This is a genomic window from Sphingomonas sp. (assembly GCF_023266535.1).
Classification (GTDB): domain Bacteria; phylum Pseudomonadota; class Alphaproteobacteria; order Sphingomonadales; family Sphingomonadaceae; genus Sphingomicrobium.
Genome location: NZ_JAHFPY010000011.1, coordinates 12742 through 35000 on the forward strand (window position 1 = coordinate 12742; position 22259 = coordinate 35000).

Annotated in this window: 16 protein-coding genes; 11 read left to right on the forward strand and 5 right to left on the reverse strand. The window is 66.2% G+C overall.

What is annotated here, in order from left to right; all coding sequences use genetic code 11:
* The first annotated feature begins 12 nt into the window (after window positions 1-12).
* The 5 genes from Q0C64_RS02855 (at window position 13) to Q0C64_RS02875 (ending at window position 2357) form a co-directional block, all read left to right on the forward strand.
* On the forward strand, window positions 13-519 hold the full coding sequence (locus Q0C64_RS02855; protein WP_294120680.1) for a hypothetical protein: 507 nt from the start codon (window positions 13-15) through the stop codon (window positions 517-519).
* A 44-nt stretch (window positions 520-563) separates the two neighbouring features.
* The gene (locus Q0C64_RS02860) at window positions 564-869 is read left to right on the forward strand and encodes a metalloregulator ArsR/SmtB family transcription factor (protein WP_294120681.1); all 306 of its coding nucleotides are present in this window, start codon (window positions 564-566) and stop codon (window positions 867-869) included.
* Window positions 866-1345: an SRPBCC family protein gene (locus tag Q0C64_RS02865; RefSeq protein WP_294120682.1), complete on the forward strand. Its 480-nt coding sequence runs from the start codon at window positions 866-868 to the stop codon at window positions 1343-1345. The genes Q0C64_RS02860 and Q0C64_RS02865 overlap by 4 nt, the downstream gene beginning before the upstream one ends.
* Before the next feature lie 42 nt (window positions 1346-1387).
* Entirely contained in the window at window positions 1388-1765 is a 378-nt protein-coding gene (locus Q0C64_RS02870) for a DUF2147 domain-containing protein (protein WP_294120683.1), read from the forward strand.
* Between the two features lie 178 nt (window positions 1766-1943).
* Window positions 1944-2357, forward strand: a complete 414-nt coding sequence (locus Q0C64_RS02875; protein WP_294120685.1) for a hypothetical protein — start codon at window positions 1944-1946, stop codon at window positions 2355-2357.
* Between the two features lie 6 nt (window positions 2358-2363).
* On the opposite strand, the gene hutH is transcribed toward Q0C64_RS02875, so the two are convergent.
* Window positions 2364-3869: a histidine ammonia-lyase gene (gene hutH / locus Q0C64_RS02880; RefSeq protein ID WP_294120686.1), complete on the reverse strand. Its 1506-nt coding sequence runs from the start codon at window positions 3867-3869 to the stop codon at window positions 2364-2366.
* A 73-nt stretch (window positions 3870-3942) separates the two neighbouring features.
* Here hutH and Q0C64_RS02885 point away from each other — a divergent pair, with 73 nt between their 5' ends.
* Window positions 3943-4239: a hypothetical protein gene (locus Q0C64_RS02885; protein WP_294120687.1), complete on the forward strand. Its 297-nt coding sequence runs from the start codon at window positions 3943-3945 to the stop codon at window positions 4237-4239.
* Here Q0C64_RS02885 and Q0C64_RS02890 read toward each other — a convergent pair.
* The 4 genes from Q0C64_RS02890 to hutI form a co-directional block, all read right to left on the reverse strand.
* Complete coding sequence (locus Q0C64_RS02890; protein WP_294120688.1) at window positions 4236-5054, reverse strand: hypothetical protein; 819 nt, start codon at window positions 5052-5054, stop codon at window positions 4236-4238. The genes Q0C64_RS02885 and Q0C64_RS02890 overlap by 4 nt on opposite strands.
* A gap of 131 nt (window positions 5055-5185) precedes the next feature.
* The gene (gene hutU / locus Q0C64_RS02895; RefSeq protein ID WP_294120689.1) at window positions 5186-6847 is read right to left on the reverse strand and encodes a urocanate hydratase; all 1662 of its coding nucleotides are present in this window, start codon (window positions 6845-6847) and stop codon (window positions 5186-5188) included.
* Between the two features lie 68 nt (window positions 6848-6915).
* Window positions 6916-7545 carry a DUF4272 domain-containing protein gene (locus Q0C64_RS02900; RefSeq protein ID WP_294120690.1) on the reverse strand — a complete coding sequence of 210 codons (630 nt, stop codon included), beginning with the start codon at window positions 7543-7545 and terminating at the stop codon, window positions 6916-6918.
* Between the two features lies 1 nt (window position 7546).
* A complete protein-coding gene (gene hutI / locus Q0C64_RS02905; protein ID WP_294120692.1) occupies window positions 7547-8761 on the reverse strand; it encodes an imidazolonepropionase in 1215 nt (404 codons plus the stop codon).
* 263 nt (window positions 8762-9024) lie between these two features.
* On the opposite strand from hutI, the gene Q0C64_RS02910 reads away from it, so the two are divergent.
* The 5 genes from Q0C64_RS02910 to Q0C64_RS02930 all read left to right on the forward strand — a co-directional run bounded on the left by Q0C64_RS02910 (window position 9025) and on the right by Q0C64_RS02930 (window position 22212).
* Window positions 9025-9903, forward strand: coding sequence for an arginase family protein (locus Q0C64_RS02910; protein ID WP_294120694.1), 879 nt, complete (start codon window positions 9025-9027; stop codon window positions 9901-9903).
* A gap of 69 nt (window positions 9904-9972) precedes the next feature.
* Window positions 9973-11205, forward strand: a complete 1233-nt coding sequence (locus tag Q0C64_RS02915) for an ammonium transporter (RefSeq protein WP_294120695.1) — start codon at window positions 9973-9975, stop codon at window positions 11203-11205.
* A gap of 145 nt (window positions 11206-11350) precedes the next feature.
* Window positions 11351-13063, forward strand: coding sequence for a ShlB/FhaC/HecB family hemolysin secretion/activation protein (locus Q0C64_RS02920; protein ID WP_294120696.1), 1713 nt, complete (start codon window positions 11351-11353; stop codon window positions 13061-13063).
* 24 nt (window positions 13064-13087) lie between these two features.
* Window positions 13088-19153: a hypothetical protein gene (locus tag Q0C64_RS02925; RefSeq protein WP_294120697.1), complete on the forward strand. Its 6066-nt coding sequence runs from the start codon at window positions 13088-13090 to the stop codon at window positions 19151-19153.
* Window positions 19150-22212 carry a CHAT domain-containing protein gene (locus tag Q0C64_RS02930; protein ID WP_294120698.1) on the forward strand — a complete coding sequence of 1021 codons (3063 nt, stop codon included), beginning with the start codon at window positions 19150-19152 and terminating at the stop codon, window positions 22210-22212. Before Q0C64_RS02925 ends, Q0C64_RS02930 begins: the two co-directional genes overlap by 4 nt.
* Window positions 22213-22259: the final 47 nt, after the last annotated feature.

Here is a 22259-nt window from a genome sequence, read left to right on the forward strand (position 1 = left end):
ACGATTGCTTCGATGATGTCGCCATTCGGAGAAGCATTCCACTTCCGGACACGCCTTTCCGAGCAGGAATGCTTGCGCCGCCTTGATCGGCTTGCGCCCGCCAGCCTGGCCGAAGGATTCGGCATAGCTGACTTAGGACTACAACCAATTGCCACCCGGAAATGGGGCTACGTCTTTATTGAGAACCCCGCCGAACGCTACGGGCCGATGCTATCCGCTCGTCTCAGGCATTATGATGGCTCGACCGAGATTCATGGAAGGGCCGGCAGCAATATCGGTCTGTTCTTGGTTCTGTCTCTGACCACAGCTTTCGTACTCGGAGTCATTGCAGTTGATTGGTTGCGAGGCGGACTTGAGACCGCGCCGATGGCTTTTGTTGGAATTCCGGTTTTCGCTGCTGGCTATTACATGCTCAAGCGGCGCAGCCCTTTTGGTAAGCCGCTGATCGACCTACTCCAACAACTGCTCGAAGCCGAAAATATAACGGAACGGACGGGCGATCCGATAGTGCGTCGCTGAAACTCGCTTGACTCATTGGTAAGTGTTGACTTACCAATGTTGCCATGAGCGATCGAGTCTTCGCTGCCCTCGCCGATCCGACGCGGCGCGCCATTTTCGAGCGACTGGCGGATGAACCGCAGTCGGTCGGGTCACTGGCCGCAAAGCTGCCGGTCAGCCGGCCGGCCGTGTCGCAACATCTGAAAGCGCTGAAGGAGGCCGGGCTGGTCGAGGACCAGGCCCAGGGCACCAGCCGCATCTATCGCATCGATCCGCGGGGGCTTGGCCCGATCCGCCGCTGGCTCGACCAGCAGTGGGAGCGGAGCCTCGCCAATTTCAAGGCGCTTACCGAACAGGAGGATGACCGATGAACGATGTTTCGCAGCGGATCGCACCCGCCGCCATCAAGAAGACGATCGAGGTCCGGGCGCCGATCGCGCGCGCCTTCGAAGTGTTCGCCGGCCGGATGGGCGAATGGTGGCACAAGGAACATAGCATCGCGAAGGGCACGACGCAGATGGACGTGGTGATCGAGCCGAGGGCCGGCGGGCGCTGGTACGAGGTCGGCGCCGACGGGTCGGAACATCTATGGGGCCGGGTGCTGGCCTATGAACCGCCCAAGCGGCTGCTGCTCGCCTGGCAGCTGACCCGCGAATTCCAGTACGATCCCAATTTCGAGACGACGGTCGAAGTGCGTTTCGAGGAGCGCGACGGAATTACCGTCGTTGAATTCGAACATCGCGACCTCGAGCGGATGGGCGCCGACGCGGCCGAGCTCCTCGAAGGGATGGACGGCGGCTGGGGCATGCTGCTCGGCAAATATAAGGCGAGCGTAGAGGCGGCCTAGCGCGCGATTGCCCGCCGCCGGCAACGCAGTTAGCCTTGCCGGATGGTGACGATGTTGCTTTCGGCGCTGATTTTGCAACCGGCCGAGGGAACGATCGACGGGCTGTGGGCCAATACCGATGCGTCGGTGATCATCGAGATCGCGCCGTGCGGCGCTGCGCGGTGCGGGACCGTCACATGGGCGTCCGACAAGGCCAAGGCCGATGCGCGCAAGGGAACGAGCCAGCTGGTCGGCACCGCGCTGCTGACCGGCCTAAGGCAGGGCAAGGACGGCACCTGGCACGGCAGGTTGTTCGTGCCGGATCAGAACATCAGGGCAAAGGCCAAGCTGGTCGCGCACGGCGCCAGCCGGATCAGGGTGTCCGGCTGCACCCTGGCGCTGTTTTGCAAATCGCAAATCTGGTCCCGGCCCGATCAGTAACGGCCAAGCTTAACTGCGAAGCCGGTACGTAGTTCGCCGGACTTGCGCGGTTTGTTTAATTTCTGTTAACCACGCGCGCCGATCCCGCCATTCGTGGCTTCCCCCATGGAGAGACCTGGCCGACCCGCCATGAGGCGGGCCGAAGCGGCGCGGGGGCGCCCGTTAAGGGGCAAAAGGGATGAAACTGAAGCTAATTCTCGCGGCAGCCGCCGCGTGCGCATTTGCCGCGCCTGCCATCAGCCAGGACGCGCCGCCGCAACATATCGTGTCGTTATACCGGGCCGCGCCGGGCCAGCAGGTCGCATTGCTCAAATGGATGGCGCGGCAGGACCAGGCGAGCCAGGCAGCGGGATTGCCGGCATCGCAAATCTACGTCCACACGTCGGGCGACAGCTGGGACTATATGGTGATCAACCCGGTGACGACCAAGGAACAGGACGACGCGGTCGATGCCGCCGCCAAGAAGCTGGGCATTACCACCGGTCCTCGCGCGGGCATCGAATTCCGGACGATGATCGGCAGCCATACCGACACCACCACCAACGGACCGATGACCGCAGCCCAAATCCTGGCGCGGCTCGGCGAGAAATAGGATTGGCTAGAGGCTGAAGGGCGGACCCATCTCGCCCTTCAGCACTGCCGCCTGCAGCGCCGCCATTTCGTCGGCCCAGTAGCGGTCGGAGTCGAGGTGCGGGCTGATGGCGCGTACCCTGGCGTGGAGCGGCTGGAGACTGGCGCTGGTCTTCATCGGCGCATGATAGTCGACGCCCTGGGCGGCGGCGATCAGCTCGACGCCGACGATGCCGGCGACATTGCGGACGATGCTCGCCGCCTTGCGCGCGGCGATCGGCGCCATCGACACATGATCCTCCTGCCCGGCCGAGGTCGGGACGGAATCGACGCTGGCCGGGAAGGCCAAGCTGCGGTTCTCGGCCACCAGCGCCGCTTGCGTGACCTGCGGAATCATCAGCCCGGAATTGACCCCGCCATCGTCAACCAGGAAGGCGGGAAGGCCACTCATCTTCGGATCGATCAGCACCGCGGTCCGCCGCTCCGACATGGAGCCGACCTCGCACATCGCCATGGCGATGGTGTCGGCGGCGAAGGCGACCGGCTGGGCGTGGAAATTGCCGCCGCTGATGGCGCTGTCCTCATCCTCGAAAACGATCGGATTGTCGGTCACCGCGCCAGCCTCGATGGTCAGGGTGCGGGCGGCGTTGGTGAGCAAGTCGAGCGCGGCGCCCATCACCTGCGGCTGGCAGCGGAAGCTGTAAGGGTCCTGCACCTTGGCGCAGTTGATATGATGGCTGTCGAGGATTTCGGAGCCGTCGAGCAGGCCGCGAATTTCGGAAGCAACGCGGATCTGGCCGGGCTGGCCGCGGACCTCGGAGATGCGCGGATCGAACGGACGGCATGAGCCCTTAAGCGCATCGACCGACAGCGCACCGGCGCCGAGCGCCGCGCCGAACACCCGCTCGGCCATGAACAGCGCATCCAGCGCAATGGCGGTCGAAGCCTGGGTGCCGTTGATCAGCGCCAGCCCTTCCTTGGGCCCAAGCTCGAGCGGCGCCATGCCGAGCTGCTTGAGGGCGTCCCTCGCGGGGAGGACCTCGCCGGCGACATCGATCCGCCCCTCGCCAAGCAAGGCGGCGATGAGGTGGGCGAGCGGGGCAAGGTCGCCCGACGCGCCGACGCTGCCCTGCGCCGGGATCAGCGGCATGGCGTCCTTGTCGAGCAGCGCCTGGAGCGCGTCGATGACCAGCGGGCGCACGCCCGAATAGCCGCGGCCGAGGCCGAGCAGCTTCAGCACGATCATCAGCCGCACGACATGGCGCGGCAGGGTTTCGCCGAGGCCGCACGAATGGGACAGGATCAAATTGCGCTGCAGCTCGGCCAGGCGCTCGGGCGGGATGCGGGTGTTGGCGAGCAGGCCGAAGCCGGTGTTGACGCCGTAGACGGTCTCGCCGCCGGCGACGATCCGCTCGACCGACGCGGCGGCGGCGCGGATGCGGTCCATGGACGCATCGCCAAGGCTGCAGGGTTCGCCCGCCCACAAGTTGCGGAGGGTGGCGAGGTCGAGGCTTTCAGGATTCAATGAGATCATGCGCGCGCATCTAGGAGATTTGGGCGGCGAGGAACAGCGGGCTATAGCAGCGTCAAAGAGCGGAGGGATTTGCATGGCGACGCCAGAGGAAGACCGCAAGGCGCGGGGACCCGCGATTATCGCTGCCGCGATCGTCGGCGCGGCGCTGATCCTGTCATGGGGTGTCTCGAAGGACGAGCCGCGCTACCAGATCGCTTCGTCGGGCGACGGCGTGGTGCGGATGGACACCGACAGCGGCGAGATGATCGCCTGCAACGCGCAATCCTGCCGCCGGATCGAAGCGCCGGACCGCGCCAAAACCTTCGGCCCGCTGACGGTCGAGATCGGCGACGATGCCGAAAAGAAGGCGCCGCCCAAGCCGGCCAATTAGGCCACCGCGATCGCCTTGGGTACGCTGGGACGCGCGCCGGCGACCCAGCCGTGCCAGGCGATGCCGAGCGCGGCGATGCCGGTCAGCGTCAGCAGCAGCGGCAGGTTCACCTGGGAGACGCTGGCAAAGACCGGCGCCCAGGCGGGGATGCGCCCCAAAGTTTCGAAAGTGATTTCCTGCGCGGCGATAAAGCCGGCGGCGATCAGCAATGGCCGGCCGTGCTTGGGCGCCTGCCTGTACAGGTAGAGGGCGATAGCCAGGGCCATCAGATTGCCGCCCGCCATGGCGTAGGAGAATAGATAGGCCGTTTCCGGCGTGTCGGAATTCAGCGCGGGAATGAAATTGATCAGCCGGAAGCCGATCGGCGAAACCACGAACAGCAAGGTCGCCAGCATATAGCGGGCGTGGAGGTGGACCTTGTGCCGATATTTGAGCCCGCCCCAGAACAGTGCCGCAAAGCCGATATTGGCCAGCGGATCGAAGAAGCCGAACTGGGCGATGGTCAGGTTTTCAGGATCGGTGAGGCCGGCGGCGAGGGTCGTGGCCTCGACATGGATCACCCATATTCCGGCGACCAGGAAAAAGGGAAAGAGCAGGAAGATTGCGAGGCCGACCTTGCGGTGCAGGGCGACGCGGTCGTGGTGAATGGTCCAGCTCTGGACGATGGCGAGGACCATCCACAGCACCGCGCTGGCGGCATGATAATGGTGGGCCAGCTTCTTGACTGGCAGCTTGGAGAAATACCCAGGCCAGAAAGCGACAAAGGTCAGCGCCAGCAGCGCCAGCACCCAAAGCCAGGCTTTGCGGAAAGGCATCGTCCCCCCTTTCCCGAACTCCCGGATGGGGGCGTAGCATGAAAGCTGTTCTCCTGCGAAGGCAGGAGCCTAGACCGCTGCCAGAGGCAGCGCCTGCGGCGCTGGACTGGGCCCCTGCCTTCGCAGGGAAACTAAAGAAGCATCGGCAAATCGAGACCTTGTTCGCGCGCGCAGTCGATGGCGATGTCGTAGCCTGCGTCGGCGTGGCGCATGACGCCGGTGCCGGGGTCGTTCCACAGCACGCGCTCGAGGCGGCGGGCGGCATCGTCACTGCCGTCGGCGACGATCACCACGCCGCTGTGCTGCGAATAGCCCATGCCGACCCCGCCGCCATGGTGGAGCGAGACCCAGGTCGCGCCCGAGGCGGTGTTCAGGAGGGCGTTCAAGAGCGGCCAGTCGCTGACTGCGTCGCTGCCGTCCTGCATCGCCTCGGTTTCACGGTTGGGCGAGGCGACCGAGCCGCTGTCGAGATGGTCGCGGCCGATGACGATCGGGGCGGAGACTTCGCCGTTCCGCACCATCTCGTTGAAGGCGAGGCCGAGGCGGTGGCGCTGGCCGAGGCCGACCCAGCAGATGCGCGCCGGAAGCCCCTGGAAGGCGATCCGATCCGCCGCCATGTCGAGCCAGCGGTGGAGGTGTGGATCGTCGGAGATCAGCTCCTTCACCTTGGCGTCGGTGCGGCGAATATCTTCTGGGTCACCAGAAAGGGCGGCCCAGCGGAACGGGCCGACACCGCGGCAGAAGAGCGGGCGGACATAGGCGGGGACGAAGCCGGGGAAGTCGAAGGCGTTCTTGAGGCCCTCATTGAACGCTTCCTGGCGGATGTTGTTGCCATAGTCGAAGGTCGGGATGCCCATTTTCTGGAAGTCGAGCATCGCCTGGACATGCACAACCATCGATTTGCGCGCGGCGGCGGCGACCGCCTGCGGATCGCGCTCGCGCATCTCGATCCATTGGGCGACGCTCCAGCCGGCCGGGCAATAGCCGTTGGCGGGATCGTGCGCCGAGGTCTGGTCGGTGACCGCATCGGGGCGGATGCCGCGGCGGACCATTTCGGGCAGGACTTCGGCGCAATTGCCGAGCAGGCCGACGGACGTGGGTTCGGTGGCGTTCTTGATGATCTCCTGCGCCTCGTCGATGCTGGTTGCGCGATGGTCGAGATAGCGGGTTTCGAGCCGCTTCTCGATGCGGCTGTCCTGCACCTCGACGGCGATGCAGTGGGCGCCGGCCATGACCGCGGCGAGCGGCTGGGCGCCGCCCATCCCGCCGAGCCCGCCGGTCAGCACCCATTTGCCCCTGAGGTCGCCGCCGAAATGCTGGCGGCCCATTTCGGCGAAGGTCTCGTAGGTGCCCTGGACGATGCCCTGGCTGCCGATGTAGATCCAGCTGCCGGCCGTCATCTGGCCGTACATCATCAGCCCCTTGCGATCCAATTCGTTGAACTTCTCCCACGTCGCCCAGTGGGGGACGAGGTTGGAGTTGGCGAGGAGCACGCGGGGCGCATCCTTGTGGGTGCGGAACACGCCGACCGGCTTGCCCGACTGGACCAGCAGGGTCTGGTCCTCCTCCAGCCGCTCGAGCGTTTCGACGATCTTGTCGTAGGCCGCCCAGTTGCGCGCGGCGCGGCCGATGCCGCCATAAACGACCAGGCTCTGCGGGTCCTCGGCGACCTCTTCGTCGAGGTTGTTCATCAGCATGCGGACCGCGGCCTCGGTGGTCCAGTGCTTGGCCTTGATCTCGGAGCCGCGGCGGGCGCGGATATGGCGGCTGTTGTCGCGTCGGTCGCTGGTCATGTCGGTCCCGCTGAGATGAAATGTCGCGCGGCCTGTAGCGCCTGCCAGCGTCACGCGAAAGTCGGGCGCTATGTATCTAGGCTAATTGCATACCAATCTTCATCACTAATCAGCCATTCTAAAGCGCGTCGACGCTCCATAATCTCAGTCTCCTCAATGTCTCCGGGAGCCGCTCGGCCGCTCAATCGGGCATCTCGCACAGCCCAATGCAGACAATAAGCAAGATCAGCTGCACCAGCGATTTCCTCAAGCGAGCGCAACGCCAGGCTGCCTCTCAATTCCGTCGTCGACGGTGCGACTTTCACATTGGGTAGCTTCAACACTAAGTCGTCGGGGCACGGCTTCCACAAATTGACAGCCTCGATGACTCCAAGTGCCCAAGCCAAGATATAGATACCTTGGACTTGCCACTGGAAAAGGGCCGTTTGGCCAACAGGACTGAGCAAGAAGCGTTCCTCGTCACCCTCTAGCTTTGACCAAAGGCCTTCTTGTTCAAGCCACGCCCGAGCATTCCTTTTTGAAAAGCCGTATGAGGCGGCGGCCACGGCGTGCAAGCAGAGTAAACGCTCGACTGCCGATTCAGAGGACCGTTGTTCAGGCTCATCCAATAAAGGAAAATGTGGCGGCGGATGAATTCCGGCTGTCGCCAGTTCCTGTAATGTAATTGAGCGCAGATCGCCTAGGTCGAACCGCTCCACGCTACCCCTCACCCGCAAAAATTCGCCGCTCGGGCCCCGGCATCCCGATCCAGTAACCGAGCTCTGAAAGCTCGCTGACCCGCCAGACGCAGAGGTCGGCAGCCTTGCCGGCCTCGATCGAGCCGACTTCATGGGCCAACCCAAGCGCGCGGGCGGCGTTGATGGTCATGCCGGCGATTGCTTCCTCCGGGGTCAGGCCGAACAGGGTGCAGGCCATGTTCATCACCAGCTGCGGGTTGAGCAGCGGCGACGTGCCCGGATTGCAGTCGCTGGCGATGGCGATGGGGACGCCGGCGTCGCGCAGCAGGTCGACCGGCGGCTTCTTCTTCTCGTTGAGCGCGTAGAAAGCGCCGGGGAGCAGCACCGCCACCGTCCCCGCCGCGGCCATCGCCCTGGCGCCCGCCGCGTCGAGATGCTCGAGATGGTCGGCCGACAGCGCCTTGTAGCGCGCGGCCAGTTCGGCGCCCTTCTGGTTGGTGAGCTGCTCGGCGTGGAGCCGGACCGGCAGGCCATTGGCGCGGGCAGCGGTGAAGACGCGCTCGACCTCGGCCGGGGTGAAGGCGATGGATTCGCAGAAGGCGTCGACGCTGGAGGCGAGCCCGGCCTTGGCGACCGCGGGGATCATCTCCTCGGCGATCATCCTGACATAAGCGTCGCGCGCCGCGCCTTCCTTGGCCTCGGGCGGCAATGCGTGGGCGGCGAGCAAAGTGGTGACGATCCGCACCGGCTCGTCGCGGCCGATCGCCCGGGCGGCGTTCAAGAGCCGCATTTCCGCCGCGGTGTCGAGGCCGTAGCCCGACTTGATCTCGATGGTGGTGACCCCGCCGGCCATCATCGCATGGAGGCGGCGGCGGGCGCTGGCCTGAAGCTCCTCGTCGGTCGCAGCCTTCGAGGCCTTGACGGTCGAGACGATGCCGCCGCCGGCCTTGGCGATTTCCTCATAGGTCGCGCCGGCGCGGCGCATGGCATGCTCATTGGCGCGGGTGCCGCCGAACACCAGGTGGGTGTGGCAGTCGACCAGCCCGGGCGTGATCCAGGCGCCGCCGCAGGCGATGACTTCCTTCGCCTTGAAGCCGGCCAGTTCGGTGCGCTTGCCGACGCGGACGATCTTGCCGCCGTCGATACCGATCGTCGCATTGGGGAACAGGCCGAGCGGGTTACCGGCCGAGGCGACCATCGTCGCGACATGGCAGTCGGTGATCAGGCGATCCCACATAAGTTGTGGCTTAGCCGAGCAGGAACGATAAAGTCGATTTCTATGATGGCAAATCGCATTTCCGCAGACCGCCGCGCGAGCGGCAATCCTGATTTATGCGCGCAGAGACGCAGAGGCGCAGAGAATTTGGTGCAGGCTCGGACCTCACTGCGTCTTTGCGTCTCTGCGCGAGATCATTTTCTGGGTTCCATGCCAAGCATGCGGCACCGTCTGGGGGACGGTGCCGTCTTGGCATTGCGCGGGAATGACGAGAGTGAAGCGACATGAGCTGGCCCAATCTTTCCGAACTTCTGGTCGACAAGGGCGCGGCGACGCCGGTCGGGCTGATCGGGGCGCCGCTCAATATGGGTTCGGTCACGCCGGGCCGGTGCGACCTGGCGCCGGGCGTGCTGCGGGCGACCTTGCGGCGGATCGGGCTGTACGATGTCGAGACCGGGCGCGAGCTGCGGACCAAGATCGCCGACCATGGCGATGTGCCGGTCGCCGGGCTCAGCATCGAGGAAGCGACGCCGCCCTTGGTCGCCGCCTGCAAGGCGAGCGTCGAGCAGCATGAGCTGACGCTGCTGGTCGGCGGCAACAATGCCGTGACCAGGCCGGGAGTGCACGGGCTTGGGGTGCCGCTCGACAAGGTCGGGCTGGTGACGCTCGACGCCCATTTCGACATGCGCGACACGAGCCAGGGGCTAGGCAACGGCAACCCGGTGCGGGCGCTGCGCGAGGACGGGTTGCCCGGCGAGAATATCGCCCAGATCGGGCTCGCTCCCTTCGCCAATTCGGCCGGGATGCACCGCGACGCGGCGGCGGGCGGGCATTTGGTCGTCAACATCGGCGACGTCCGCGCCGAGGGCATCGACCGGGCGGTCGGCCGGGCGCTCGATCATCTGCGCCATTGCGAGGTGATTGCGGTCGATTGCGACATCGATGTGATCGACCGGAACCAGATGCCGGGAGCGCCGGGCGCTCGCCCGGGCGGGATGGCCGCGCATGATTTCTTCATCGCGGTCCGCAGCCTCGCAAGCGAGCCCAGGGTGCGCCTGATCGACCTCACCGAATGGGATCCGCCGCTCGACCCCACCGACCTCAGCGCGCTGACCGCCGCCCGCTGGCTGGCCGAATGCATGGCCGGGTTCGAGGCGCGTTGAAAAATTCACTGATGGGTTGAGGCAGCTCCTTTCGCGGCGCAGCTCGTGCATTGCAGCAAGGGGGCGGCGATGGGCTTCGACAGCGGCGACACGGCGTGGATGCTGACCGCGACGCTGCTGGTCTTGATGATGCTGCTGCCCGGCCTGGCATTGTTCTACGGCGGGCTAGTCCGGGCCAAGAATTTGCTGTCGGTGATGAGCCAGGTGATGGGCGTCGCCGCGGTGGCGATCCTGGTGTGGGTCGGCTGGGGCTATAGCCTGGCCTTTTCCGACCATGGCCGCTTCATCGGCGATCTCGCCAAGGTCGGCTTCAACGGCATCTACGGGGACAGCGCCTGGCCGCTGGCGACACCGGGCAAGGCGATCCCCGAGCTGCTGTTCGCCTGCTTCCAGATGAGCTTCGCCGCCATCACCATCGCGCTGGTGGTCGGCGCGCTGGTCGAGCGGGTGCGCTTTTCGGCGATGCTGCTGTTCGCCGCGCTGTTCGTGACTATCGTCTATGCGCCAATCGCGCATATGGTGTGGGCGGCCGATGGGTTGATCTTCCAGACCGGGGCGATCGACTTCGCCGGCGGGACGGTGGTGCACATCAACGCCGGCGTTGCGGGGCTGGTCGGCGTGGCGTTCGCGGGGCCGCGCATCGGTTTCCTGAAAGAGGCGATGCCGCCGCACAGCCTGGCGCTGGTGCTGGTCGGCGCAGGACTGCTGTGGGTCGGCTGGTTCGGGTTCAACGCCGGATCGGCGCTTGAAGCGAACGGATTGGCGGCGATCGCCATGCTCAACACGTTCGTCGCGCCGGCAGCGGGGTTGCTCGGCTGGATGGGGATCGAGCGATGGCGGTCGGGCAAGCCGTCCCTGCTCGGCGGCGCTTCGGGCGCGGTTGCCGGGCTGGTGGCGGTAACCCCGGCGGCAGGAGTCAGCGGGCCGCTTGGGGCGATGCTTCTTGGGCTGGCGGCGAGCACGGCGTGCTACGTCTTCATCGCCAAATGGAAGCACCGGCTGGAGCTCGACGACAGCCTCGACGTGTTCGGAATCCACGGGCTCGGTGGCATCGTCGGATCGATCGGCACGGCGCTGGTCGCGCTGCCGGCGCTCGGCGGCCATGGCGGCGAGCAATATGTGCTTGGAACGCAGCTGGTGCGGCAATTGGGCGCGGTGCTGCTGGCGATCGGCTGGTCGGCGGCGGGGTCCGCGATCTGCTTCGGCCTGACGCGGCTCGCCATAACGCTGCGCCTCGGCGGCGACGAGGAGCGCGAAGGGCTCGACCTCAGCGACCATGGCGAGCGGGCTTATAACCCTTAGCATCTGTCCCTAATCGGGACGCCTGACGAAAGTTGAACCGGCCTTCAACATTGACTCACGTTAAGTTTGGTTTCACCAAAATTAACGCGTGGGGGCGCGAGCTTAAATCCAGCCGAGTCCCTTGTTGTGCTCGGAAGGGGCGAGGGTGGCGGGACCAGCCGTTACGCATGGAAAGCTGGCGGGCGCATTGCTCGCAACCGCAGCGCTCAGCTTCTCATCCGCCACACTGGCCCAGTCGGTCGCACCGAGCCGCGAAGAGCTTACCAAAATCACCCAGCCGCCGGAGCAGCCGCGGCCGTCGCTCAACGTCGTCGGCGGCGTCGAGCGTTCGCCCTGCCCGCTGGCCGACCCGCGCTTTGCCGACGTCAAGGTCACCATCAGCGATGTCCAGTTCAACAATCTGAAAGGCGCCACCCCGGAGGAGATGCGCGCGGCCTGGTCACCGTTCGCCGGCCGCGAGCAGCCGGTTGCGGTGCTGTGCGAGATCCGCGACGCCGCCGCGACCATCCTGCGCAACAAGGGCTATCTCGCCGCCGTCCAGGTGCCGACGCAGCGGATCGAGAACGGCGTGGTCCGGATGGAAACGCTTTATGCGCGCGTCACCACCATTCGCGCGCGCGGCGAAACGGGCGGCGCCGAGGCCAAGCTGGCGGCCTATTTGAACAAGCTGACCGAGGACGAATATTTCGACCGCAACAAGGCCGAACGCTACCTGCTGCTGGCCCGCGACCTCCCCGGATACAATGTCCAGCTGACGCTGAAGCCGGCCGGCACCGGGCCGGGCGAGCTAATCGGCGAAGTGTCGGTGCTGCACCGGCCCTATTCGGTCGACGTGATGATGCAGAATCTGGCGGCCCGGGAAACCGGCCGCTGGGGCGGGCAGGTCCGCGCCCAAATATTCGGCCTGACCGGGATGGGCGATTCCACCAGCCTGTCCTTCTATTCGACCGCCGATTTCAAGGAACAGAAGATCCTGCAGGTGGCGCACAGCTTCCGCCCCGGATCGGAAGGCCTGACGGTCGACGGGCAGTTCACCTATGCCTGGACCAAGCCCGACATCGGCGGGAACGATGCGACACCCGACCTCAAGGCCAAGACGCTATTCTGGACGATCGACGCGCGTTACCCGGTCGTGCGCAGCCAGTCGTCCAACCTGTGGGCCGGCGTCGGCTTCGACTTCATCGACCAGAAGGTTCATTTCTTCGAGCCGCTGAGCCGCGACAAGCTGCGTGTGCTGTGGCTGAGGGCGGACTGGGATGCGGTCGACCTGACCTCTCGCCGTCCGGCCTGGCGGGCAAGTGCGACGGCCGAGATTCGCCGCGGCCTCGGCATTTTCGATGCGACCGACGGCAACGAGGCGGTGCCGCCCAGCCGGGCCGACGCCGATGCCACCGGCACGCTGTTTCGATTGAGTGGCCAGGCCGAGTTCGCGCTGGGCCGCGACTTCGCGATTTCGGTCGCGCCGCGGCTGCAATATGCGTTCGACGCCTTGCTGTCGTTCGAGGAATTCACGGCGGGCAATTACACCGTCGGGCGCGGCTATGAGCCGGCCACGCTGAGCGGCGACAGCGGCGTCGGGCTGAGCGTCGAGCTACGCGGTCCGCGCCTGCAGCCGGTCAAGCCATCCAGCATCAGCATCCAGCCCTATGTCTTCGGCGACTCCGCCAAAGTGTGGAACAAGCATGACGGCGAAGGCTCCGATCGGCTGACATCGGCCGGCGGCGGCATTCGCGCCGAGCTAGCCGACCGCTTCCTGCTCGACGGCGTGGTCGCCGTTCCGCTGGAGAAAGCCGGAATCGAAAATCGCAAGGGAGATGTCCGCGTGCTGGTCACGCTGACGACAAGGTTACTCCCCTGACGACAAGCCCTTTGGGAGGTCGTGATGACGCGTAGACTGTCGGTCCAAGCCAAGGTTTCGAGCCTCGCGCTCGCGGTCGCACTGGTGGCGGGCCCATCGCCCGCCGCGGCGCAAAGCCTTCAGGGCATCGTCAACAGTTCAACCGGCGTGACCATCGACCAGTCGACCCCGGGGCAGACCAATATCGCCGTCAATCAAACCCAGGCGGTGATCAACTGGACCACGACCAATGCGCCGTCGGGCGGCCAGATTGTTTTCCAGCCGAGCGGAACCACCGCCACCTTCAGCGGCACGAGCGATTTCGCCGTGCTCAACCGGGTCGCGCCCGGCACGGCCGGCAACGCCATCTTCATGAACGGCACGATCAATTCGCTGGTCGGCGGCAACACCGGCGGCACCGTCTATTTCTATAGCCCCAACGGCATCATCATCGGCGCCAATGCGGTGATCAACGTCGGCTCGCTGGGCCTGACCACCCTGCCGATCACCGACGACGGAACGGCCAACGCGATCTGGATGCCCGGCTTCGGCGGATCGAGCCCGACCGTCACCTTCGGCCAGGCGACCGATCCCAACAGTTATATCCGCACCGCGACAGTGATCGACGGTTCAATCCGCGCCAACGGCGCAGGCAGCTATGTCGCACTGGTCGCGCCAAGCATCGAGCATCGGGGCAATATCCGCACCGACGGCGCGGCAGCGCTGGTCGCGGCAGAGGCGGCGACCATCACCTTCTCTCCCAGCGGGCTGTTCGACATCCAGGTGACCACCGGCACCGACGCCGCGACCGGAATCGACGTCAACGGCGGAACGATCGACCGCAACAGCGCGGTCGAGGGTGCCGACCACCACGCCTATCTGGTCGCGGTGGCCAAGAATGACGCGGTCACCATGCTGGTCACCAACGGCGGGTCGATCGGCTTCGACACGGCAACGTCGGCCCTGGCCGGCGAGAACAACAGCGTCATTCTGTCGGGCGGCTATGACATTGGCGGCGGCAGCGTTGGCTTCCAAAGCGGCACATCGACCGTCGCGCTGAACATCCGCCAAGCGACCATGTCGAGCGACGTCCATGCCCAATTTACCGGCATCACGGACATTTCCACGAGCACGGGCAACATCAGCTTCGGCCGCGACCTGACGGTGATCGGGGGCGACGACACCTATATTTACGCGACCAATGGCCATACGCTGTCGATTGGCGGCAATCTGACGGCCGATGCCAGCATCAGCGGCACCGGCGTTACCGGCAACTATTTGCAATTGGGGGCTTACAGCGGCTCGACCCTGACCATCGGCGGTGATGTCAGCCTGGCGGCCAACGCCTATGGCACGGCCGCGCAGGGAGACGGCCTGAATGGGAGCAATGCCACCGGCGGCACAATGTATATCGAGGCCAAAGGCGGCAGTACGGTCACCATCGGCGGCAGCCTGGACTTCAGCGTCGACGGCTATGGCGGCGACAATTTCTATTCGAACGGCGCCGGTGGCAACGGCACCGGCGGGCAGGTGTATCTGCAATCCAACTACGGCGGATCGACGTTCACGATCACTGGTCCGGTCTTTGGATCGGCCCAGGGCTTTGGCGGCAGCAGCGGCGAGTGCCAGTCGTGCAACATCACGGGCGGTAATGGCACCGGTGGATCGGTGGCCGTATACGCCAATACCGGCACGCCCAATCAACTTACGCTGAGCAGCGACCTGGCGCTGGTCGCCGCCGGATACGGCGGGGCAGGCGACGCAGGCGGCGGAACCGGCCGTGGCGGCAGCGCCAGCCTCGGCGCGGCGGACGGATCGGCCGCTTCCGTCGGCGGCGATACGACGATCGATGCCAGCGGCTACGGCGGCTACGGCTTTGCCAGCGCCAACGGCGGTCTGGGCCACGGCGGCTTTGCCGTCATCCAGACCTACAGCCCGGCGGGCGGCACCGTCGACCTGACCGGACCGGTGTTTGTCACCGCCAATGGCCAGGGCGGCGATGGCCTTAACGGTGGCACCGGAACCGGCGGCGTGGCTAACTTGAGTGCCGTTTTTGGCACCGTTCATGCGATGGACGATGTGTTCGTCGCGGCCACCAGCGACGGCGGTTTTGCCACTTCCGCCACCGGCACCGGCGGCGCCGGACTGGCGGATATCGAAATCGCGGCGACGCCCGAAATGACCGAGGCCAGCCTGTTCGCCAAGAGCGGGACGATCATCGTCGACGGCCTGACCGTGCTCACCACTAATGCGACCGGCGGCGACGGCGGCTTTGGCGGCGGCGATGGTGGCAATGCCGTGGCCGGCGGGCAGGCGGGCCTGATCGGCGGGGGTCCAAATATCCACGCCGCCAACAGCGACACTGGGCCGAGCGTAATCCAGCTGGGCGATGTCATCATGACTTCCGATGCGTTCGGCGGCCAGGGCGGCACCGGGTCGAGTGGCGGCAGCGCGGGCGATGGCGGGAATGGCGGCTCGGCGACGGCCGGCCGACTGGTTCTCACCGCCGCTGCAGGCAGCGGTCATGTCACTGCCGGTGTCGTGATTGCTTCCGCTACGGCTGAAGGCGGAGCTGGTGGCGCCGGCGGCAACAGCGACGGCGGCAATGGCGGCAATGGCGGCAATGGCGGCCAGGCCAACGGCGGCTTCATCAATGTCGGCACCGAAAGCGGCAACACCAATTTCGCCCAGGGCGCCAACAACGGGACAGCAAGCTATACCAGCATCGTCGAATTTGCCTCCGCCACCGGCGGCGCCGGAGGAGACGGCACGCTAGGGACGGTCAGTGGTATCGGCGGCAGTGGCGGCGACGCATTCGGCGGCGCCAGCGTGCTGCTGGTTCGCGGGTCGCAGGTTACCGTCGGCAACGTGCAGCTCGATGCGTCGGCGACCGGCGGCGACGGCGGCCTGTCGCCAGACGACCCCAATGGCGACGGCGGCGATGCGACCGCCGGCGCGATCGGCGTGCTGGTCACCAACCGCTTCAACCTGCCGCTTCAGCGCGCAACACTGACCGCAGGCAACATTACCGGTACGGCCATCGCTACCGGCGGCACGGGCGGGACCGGCAATGGATTGTCCCTGTCGATCGGCGGCAACCAGTTCAAGGTGCTGAACAGCGACGCCACGATCAACAGCGTGAGCCTGGTGACCCAGGCCGATGCCTTCAACGCCGGATCGGTCAACGCGACGCCAAGTTACATCGAGATCCGTAACGGCAGCGTCAATATTGCAGGAAACTTTGCCTTCCAGACCCCCGGGTCGGTGGCGATGTGGGCCGACAATGCCACAATGAGCGCGGCGCAAATCATCGTCGACGGCGACAATTTCATCCATGACAATACGCAGCCGGCGCCGACCACGCTGGGAACTTTCTCGGCCAACAACATCTTCCTGACGACCGGTCAGGACCTGATCGTCGACGGCCATATGATCAGCCAGAACGGCGTCGGCTTCACCGCGCCGGGCCTGATCGATGTCGACAATGTCAGGTCGATCGGCGGGCCGCTGGCACTGAATGCGGGAAGCACCATCAACGCCGGCAATCTGCGCGGTGCGACGCTGGTTGCGGTGAATGGCGCCGGCAACATCACGCTCGGCACGGTCAATGCCGGCAGCCAGCAGGCGCTGATCAACTCGACCAACGGCAATATCATTACCGGCGCGATCAACGCCGGCACGTTCATCGGATTGAACGCCCCGCTGGGCGCCATCACCACCGGCAACCTCAACGCCGGCACATTCGTGTCTGCCAGCGCCGGAGGCGGCGCCCTCATCGCCGGCACCGTCGACGCGGGAGGCGATGTCCAGCTGTTCGCCGATGGCAGCCTCACCGCCGACGACATCAACGCTGGCACATTCATCACCGCCGAGTCCGCCAATAGCGCCCTCATTCTCGCCAATTTGACGGCCGGGACCACCATCAACCTCGACGCGCCAGGCAACATAGGTTTTGCCGATGTGAGCGCGGATGATTTCGACTTCAGCGCCGGCGGATCGGTGACCGGCGGCAGCATTATTGCCGGTACCAAGGCAGGCGGCGATGCCGGCGGGACGGTCACGCTGGGCAACATCAATGTTGGCATCCTGCAGACCGGCGGCGCAGCCGAGAATGGCTTCGCGGTCGGCATCGCCGCTCAGGGTTCGATCAGCGTCGGCAATGTCGCGGCCGACGAAGCCATCGGCTTTGCGTCGATGGCCAACCTGACGACGGGCACGCTCAACGCCGGGACCACCGTCATGACGCTGATCGGCGGCAACACCAATATTGCCTCGATCACCACGCCGAACAACGGCCGCGTCTATCACGGCGATGTGCAGATGTTCATCGATGCCGGTGGGACGGACAATTTCGACCCGAGCCTGGTATTCGGGACGAATCCACTGAGAAGCGGTGGCAGCTATACGGTGGCCGGTGGCATCTCGACCGGGCAGATCCAGGTCGGCGCGGCGTCGATCAGCACCGGCGCGATCACCGCTCCGACCAGCATCTATCTGGATAGCTCGACGGCGACCACGACCGGTGCGCTTTCCTCTGCCGGCCAGGTCCAGGCAAGCAGCGGCGGATCGATCCAGACCGGCAACGTGCAATCGTCCGGGGCCAACATCTTGATGGTGGCCGGCACCAATATCGCCACCGGCACGCTGAGCGCCGCGACAAATGGGCAATTCAACGCGGGCGGAAACATCAGTATCGGCACGACCAATTTGGGCGACGGCCTGCTGGTCGATGCGGGCGGCAATTTTACCACCGGCGCGGTCACCGCGGCAACATCGATCGACGCGACCGCCGGCGGCCTCGCGACCCTGAACGGCCTGTGGCAGTCACCCAACGTCCAGCTGCTCTCCAACGACATCGATATTGCCGCCGGCGGCGGGATCGATGCCGGCAACAACGGATTCATCCGGCTGATCTCGACCAACGGAGCCCAGGCGCTGATCGGCGACGGGCTGGCCGGGAACGGTTACCGGCTGAGCAATGCCGAGTTCGGCCGGTTGAGCGCGGGCAATGTGCAGATCTTGGCGCAGGACAATGCCGCCACGGCCATCGACATGCTAATCGGCGACCTCGCCATCACCGGCCCGCTGGCCGGCAGCACGATCGACGATCCGGCGGGCAGCGTGCTGTTCGGGACCGGCAACTTCCAAAATGAATCCACCAGCGGCGTAATCCGGATCAACGGCAGCGTCCAGGCCACCGGATTTACGGTCGACAACAGGCTTGAGTTCCATGCCGACCGGTTCGAGCTTAATGCCGAAACCGGGCTGATCAACATCACCAGCGACGGCACCAACCTCAGCGGCGAGCTGTTCATTGCCGCCGATCGGGTCCATGCGGCCAGCGCTTCGATTCTCGACCAGCTGGCGGCCAATCCCAATTACGCAGGCCATGAGGACGACCTCAACGCGCCGGCCGCGGTGCAGCGCCCGAACGGAGTAATCCGCGCCGGAAGCATCGAGGTCTTCTCCAACGGGCCGCTGGCGGTGCTGGTGCAGAACACCGGCACGACGGCCACCCCGGCGGGCTTCGTGACCATCGGCGACGGACCGTTGCTGGAAGGCGTGCAAGGGCCGTTCGGGCCGGTCGAGCTGATCATCAACGGCCAGCTGATGACCCCGGGCGGCGTGCTGACCGGAGCCGACGTCCTCACTTTCCTGATCAACACCAACAATATCGGCTTCTTTACCGCCAACAGCACCATCAACGGCTGCCTACTGAGCGGTGTCTGCACCGGCAACAACCCGATCCCGCCCGACGGCACGCCCACGCCGGGCATCCAGGACGTGATCACGATTATCGGCGACAACACGGCACCACCGCCGCCATTCGGCAACGAAGAGACAAACGGCGGCAATGACGCGACGGCCGGGGGCAATGACGAAGACCCGGAAGATAGCGTCACCAGCCCGATCGTTCCGCCCGAACCGCTGTTCGACACCAGCGAGATGAGCGACGCCGCCGGCGGGTCCGACGCGCCCGACGTGGTCGGCACGCCGATGCGCTCGACGCCGGGGCTGACCAGCACCGGCGACGTCGACGACCCGGTTTCGGGCAGCGGCAATCCAGGGTTGATGGAAACACCCCCGACCAATGAGGAGAAGCAGCAATGACCCGCGCTCTCCAGTTCCTGCTGCTGGCCAGCGTGGCGCTTCCGGCCGGTGCGGCCGAACCACCGCTGTCGATCAGGTCGAGCTTCCGGCTGGGCGACTCAGGCGTGCTGTGCACGGCCCAGGTGCGGCCGTCCGACCCGCGCCTGACCGGCATGTTCGATCGCGGCTACCAGCTGACCTGCCGCGACGCGGCAGGACCGATCGGAAGCCTGCTGGCGGTCCGCCGCGCCATCGACCCGGCGACCGAGAAGAGCGTGCTGCCGACCGGGACGCTGGCCTGCAAGGCCGAGGAAACGGCGACCATCGACAATGTCGGCGGGGTCCGCGCGTTGACCTGCCGTGACCAGGCGGCGGGGATCGATTATCGCCGCTACGCCATCCAGCGCGGCAAGACATCCTATCTGGTCGAAGGCCTGGCCGGATACGATCCGGCGCTGAAGCTGGCGCTGGCATCGGTGGTGACCGACCGGATGCAGAAGGGCGCGATCCAGGTCGCGACGACCGAGGTCAGCGACCCGGCGGCGTTCGCCCGGGTCCAGGCCGGTTCGCTCGATCCGGCAGGCGTGCGGGCGGAGGCCTATGTCCGCAACAACGCCGGGCGGTTCGCGGAAAGTGCCGAGTTCTTCGAGAGCCTGGCATCGCGCGACGGCAATGACGCCGGCGCGCTGGGCGAAGCGCTCGCCAACCAGGGTCTGCAACAGTCGAACCTCGGCAATTTCGCCGCCGCCGACCGGTTGCTGGCGCGGGCCGGAGCGACCAGCCCAAGCGGTGACGGCGTGCTGCAGCGGCTGATCCGCAATTATCGCGCGCTCAACCAGTTGAACCAGGGCCGCTCCGCCGACGCGCTGACGGCGCTTGCGGCGCAAGTCGCGAAAGTCGCCGAAGTCGAGGATTCGGAACGGATCCGCGAAGGGCTGATCACGCCGCCGCTGAGCCTGGCGATCAACCGCGACAGCGCCAGCAGCCAGCAGCTGGCCGACGTCACCAGTTCGCTGACGCCGGCCGAACGCGCGGCGATCCTCGATGCGCAGGCGACCGAGCTTAGCGGCATCGCGCTACGCCAGCAGAAGGAGCTTGACGAGGCCGATGCGAAGATGGCCGCGGCGCGCGGCGCGATCCTGGCGGTGCGCGGGGGCAAGGTGCAGTCGGCGCGCTGGCTGCTCAGCGAGATCGATGTCGAGCGGGCGCTGGTGGCGGAAGCCCGTGGTGACCGTTCGGGCGCGACCGGTGCATTCGACGCGGCCATTGCCTCATTGCGCGACAACTTCCCCGACAGCCCGGCATTGCTGTCGGCCAAGGCGCGCAAGGCCGGCTACCTGGTCCGGTCGGGTGACGCGGCCGGCGGCCGTGCCCTGTTCGATGAGGTGGTCGCCAGCGGCGCCACCACGGCGGACAGCGCCATTGCTCTGAGGAATTTGCTCGGCCCCCATTTCGACCTGCTGGCCCGCGAAGGATCGGCCGAGGCGGCGGCGGCGATGTTCCGGGCGGCGCAGCTGCTCCAGCGGCCCGGCGTGGCGCAGACCCAGGCGATCCTCGCCCGCCAATATTCGGCCGGCAATGACGAGGGCAGCGCGCTGTTCCGGCTGGCGGTGGCGCGGACCCGCGAAATCGTCCGGCAGGACGCAGAGATCAAGCGGCTGGAAGGGTTGCCGGCCCGCACCGCCTCGCAGGACCTGGCCATCGTCAACGGCAAGGCGAGCCTCGAGGCGCTGAAGACCGAGCAGGTCAAGCTGCAGGACCAGCTCAACGCTTTCCCTCGCTACAAGGTGCTGAGCCCGCAGACGGTAGAGCTGAGCGAGCTGCAGGCCGCGCTGAGGCCGGGCGAGGGCTATTACAAGCTGATGGTGGTCGGCGACGCGCTCTATGCGATCAGCGCAGGCCAGGGATCGGCGCGGCCGTTCAAGCTGGCGACCGGCGCCGGCGCGATGGCGGCGGACGTTACCGCGCTCCGCAACAGCATCGTCCGGATCGAGAATGGCGAAGCGGTGACCGAGCCGTTCGACCTGAAGCGGGCGCGGGCGATGTATTTGACCCTGTTCGGGCCGGTCGACGCCGAAGTGAAGGGTTTGAAGCATCTGATCTTCGAGCCCGACGGGCCGATGCTGCAGCTGCCGCCCTACCTGCTGCCCGCCAGCCAGGCCGGGGTCGATGCCTATGCTACGCGCTCGGCCAAGGCCGACGCCGATCCGTTCGATTTCACCGGGGTCGATTGGCTTGGCCGCGGCCGCGAGGTTTCGATTTCGGTCGGACCGCGCAGCTTCCTCGACATGCGGGCGATTTCGCCAAGCCATGCGCGCCAGGCCTATCTTGGCCTGGGAGAGAATGCGGTCGCGCTGACCCGGCCGATGGCCGCGGTGGCCGACGAATGCGACTGGCCGATCGCCATGTGGCAGCAGCCGATTTCATCAGCCGAGCTCCGAATGGGCGAGGCGCGATTCGGCCCGGCCCAGAGCCGCGTGGTGACCGGCGCGGCCTTCAATGACGAGGCGCTGCTGCAACCGAGCGAAGGTCTCGACCAGTATCGGGTGTTGCATTTCGCCACCCATGGACTGGTCACGGCGCCGCGGCCCGATTGCCCGGCACGGCCGGCGCTGGTCACCAGCTTCGCGCCCGACGGATCGGACGGATTGCTGAGCTTCCGCGAAATTTTCGACCTCAAGCTCGATGCCGATGTGGTGATCCTGTCGGCCTGCGATACGGCCGGGTCGGCCACTGCCGCGGTCAGCCGCGAGGCGGGCGTGGCCACCGGCGGCAATTATGCGCTGGACGGGCTGGTCCGCGCCTTCGTCGGCGCCGGCGCACGGTCGGTCGTCGCCAGCCACTGGCAGGTGCCGGACGAGTTCGACGCGACCAAGCGGCTGATCGGCGGCATGGTCAATGCCCCGCCGGGACAGCCGCTGGCTTTGGCGCTCGAGCAGGCCCAGGAGAAATTGATGGACGATCCCAAGACGTCGCATCCCTTCTACTGGGCGGCGTTCATCATCCTCGGTGACGGATCGAAGCCGCTAGTCCCGGCGACCGCGGTGGCGGCGACCAAGGGCCAGCCGGCCGGACGCTAGCCGCCGCATTGCCGCAGCCGACATAATCGCTAGGCTCCCGTGGCGGA